The following is a 1,878-nucleotide window of genomic DNA, read 5'->3' as shown; positions in this document are numbered from 1 at the left end:
GACTCGAAGTACTCCTCCAAGCTTTCCTACCGAATCAACACCCGGGACCGGCAACCCACACGGAGGGTCGAGCCCAAGGTCATCACTCTGCATCCCGGGATAGTTCACTAATCAAGCAACGGCATTGACCAGGGGACGGGAAAGTCCTGTCGGGGACGGCCGAACACCTCGAACGCGACAGCGGCCTCGAACACCGGGACGTTCGCGGTGAGCGGCACGACGATGCGGTGGGGCTTCTGCATGGCACGAATCTAGCATCATGTGGCGTTCTTGCCACTGCCGCAGGGGATGCGACGAGACCAGGATGGTGTCCAGCGGTCGGCGAGCGAACCGTTCCATCCACACCATGACCAGGAGTTCCGCCATGACATCGAATCCGACGGTCACCGTCTTCGGGGCCTACGGGCACACCGGGCGCTTCGTCGTTGCTGAGCTGCTCCGCCGTGGATGGACCCCCATCCTCTCCGGCCGGGACGCCGGGAAGCTGGCGGTTCTCGCGGCCGACAACCACGACCTCGAGACCCGCCCGGCGTCGATCGACGACCCGGCTTCCTTGGACCGCGCTCTCGTCGGTGCGGCGGCCGTCATCAACGCTGCCGGGCCCTTCGCCGCCACGGCGACGCCGGTGATAGACGCCGCCCTGCGGGCCGGGATCCCCTACCTGGACGTGGCGGCCGAGGTGGAAGTCGCTCTGTCCACCGTCGACCAGTACGCGAAGGCCGCACCGGAGGCGGGGGTCGCGATCGTTCCCGCAGCTGCCTTCTACGGCGGTCTCGTCGACCTCCTGGCCACTGCGGCGATGGGAGACTGGCCCGCCGCGGACGAGGTATCCATCGCCTATGCCCTGGACAGTTGGCGTCCCACGCACGGGACCGTGGCGACCGGCTACGTCTCCGACGCGCGCCGCGACAGCAAGCGCCTGGTCTTCAGCCAGGGCCGGCTGGAACTGCGCTCCGACGACCCCGCGACCACGGAATGGACGTTCCCCGAACCGTTCGGAACCCAGCGCGTCCAGGCGGACTTCACCACCGCGGACAGCGTCACCCTCCCGCATCACCTGAACGTCTCCGAGATCAGCAGCCATATGACGATCGCCCCGCTCGAGGACCTGACCGGTACCCAGCTGACGGAGCCGACCGGGGTCCGGTCGGACCAGCAGTTCCTCGTCGAGGTCATCGTCCGGTCCGGGGACGAGCGGCGCCGCGCGGTCGCGCGCGGACAGGACATCTACGCGGTCACCGCCCCCATCGTGGTGGAAGCGACGCGGCGCCTCCTCGAAAGCCCCGTGCCGCCCGTCGGAGTCATCACCGTCGGCGCGATCCCCGACGCGGCGGACTTCCTGCAGTCGCTCAGCTCGGAACACTTCACCGTCGAGCTCTCGTAACCCGTCAGCGGCTGCGAAGCCGGCTGTGACGGGAGCGTGGTGCGGCGGGTGTGTCGTAGGCGTCCTGGAGAATCCTGGAAACACATCTGTTCTCACTTGGAGTTGCGATGGCCGTTCGCCGAGTCGTGCCCAACGTCCAGTCGGAAGCGGTGCCGGAGAGCCGGGAATTCTACGGCCTGCTGGGCTTCGAGGAGGTCATGAACCACGGCTGGATCATGACGCTCGCCTCCCCGTCCAGTCCGGCGGCGCAGATCAGCTTCATGGCCGACGACAAGACCGCGCCGGTGACGCCCGACATGAGTGTCGAAGTGGACGACGTGGACGCGGCCTACGCGGTCATGCGGGACAGCGGTGCGGAGATCGTGCACCCCTTGCAGGACGAGGAGTGGGGGGTGCGTCGGTTCTTCGTCCGTGACCCCAACGGCCGGGTGGTCAACGTGCTGGGCCACCGCTGACGATCCTCCCGAGACCACGTCGGCCGGCCCCGGCCGTCG

The 1,878-nt window shown here is 67.9% G+C and carries 3 protein-coding genes; 2 read left to right on the top strand and 1 reads right to left on the bottom strand.

Annotated elements, in window-relative coordinates; translation table 11 throughout:
• Positions 1–107: 107 nt before the first annotated feature.
• A complete protein-coding gene (locus O3W51_RS47845) occupies positions 108–242 on the bottom strand; it encodes a hypothetical protein (protein WP_269290359.1) in 135 nt (44 codons plus the stop codon).
• 122 nt (positions 243–364) lie between these two features.
• On the opposite strand from O3W51_RS47845, the gene O3W51_RS47840 reads away from it, so the two are divergent.
• Together O3W51_RS47840 and O3W51_RS47835 are read left to right on the top strand one after the other, a co-directional pair.
• Positions 365–1,384: a saccharopine dehydrogenase family protein gene (locus tag O3W51_RS47840; protein WP_198359534.1), complete on the top strand. Its 1,020-nt coding sequence runs from the start codon at positions 365–367 to the stop codon at positions 1,382–1,384.
• 107 nt (positions 1,385–1,491) lie between these two features.
• Positions 1,492–1,839, top strand: coding sequence for a VOC family protein (locus O3W51_RS47835; RefSeq protein WP_138355435.1), 348 nt, complete (start codon positions 1,492–1,494; stop codon positions 1,837–1,839).
• Positions 1,840–1,878 lie beyond the last annotated feature (39 nt).

The sequence above is a fragment of the Streptomyces sp. H39-C1 genome (assembly GCF_027158125.1).
GTDB classification, from domain to species: Bacteria; Actinomycetota; Actinomycetes; order Streptomycetales; family Streptomycetaceae; genus Actinacidiphila; species Actinacidiphila fildesensis.
This window is presented reverse-complemented; position numbering and strand designations above follow the sequence as displayed.

Coding starts and splice junctions, on each gene's coding strand:
- O3W51_RS47845 (WP_269290359.1), bottom strand. CDS start 242: ATGCAGAAGCCCCACCGCATCGTCGTGCCGCTCACCGCGAACGTCCCG.
- O3W51_RS47840 (WP_198359534.1), top strand. CDS start 365: ATGACATCGAATCCGACGGTCACCGTCTTCGGGGCCTACGGGCACACC.
- O3W51_RS47835 (WP_138355435.1), top strand. CDS start 1,492: ATGGCCGTTCGCCGAGTCGTGCCCAACGTCCAGTCGGAAGCGGTGCCG.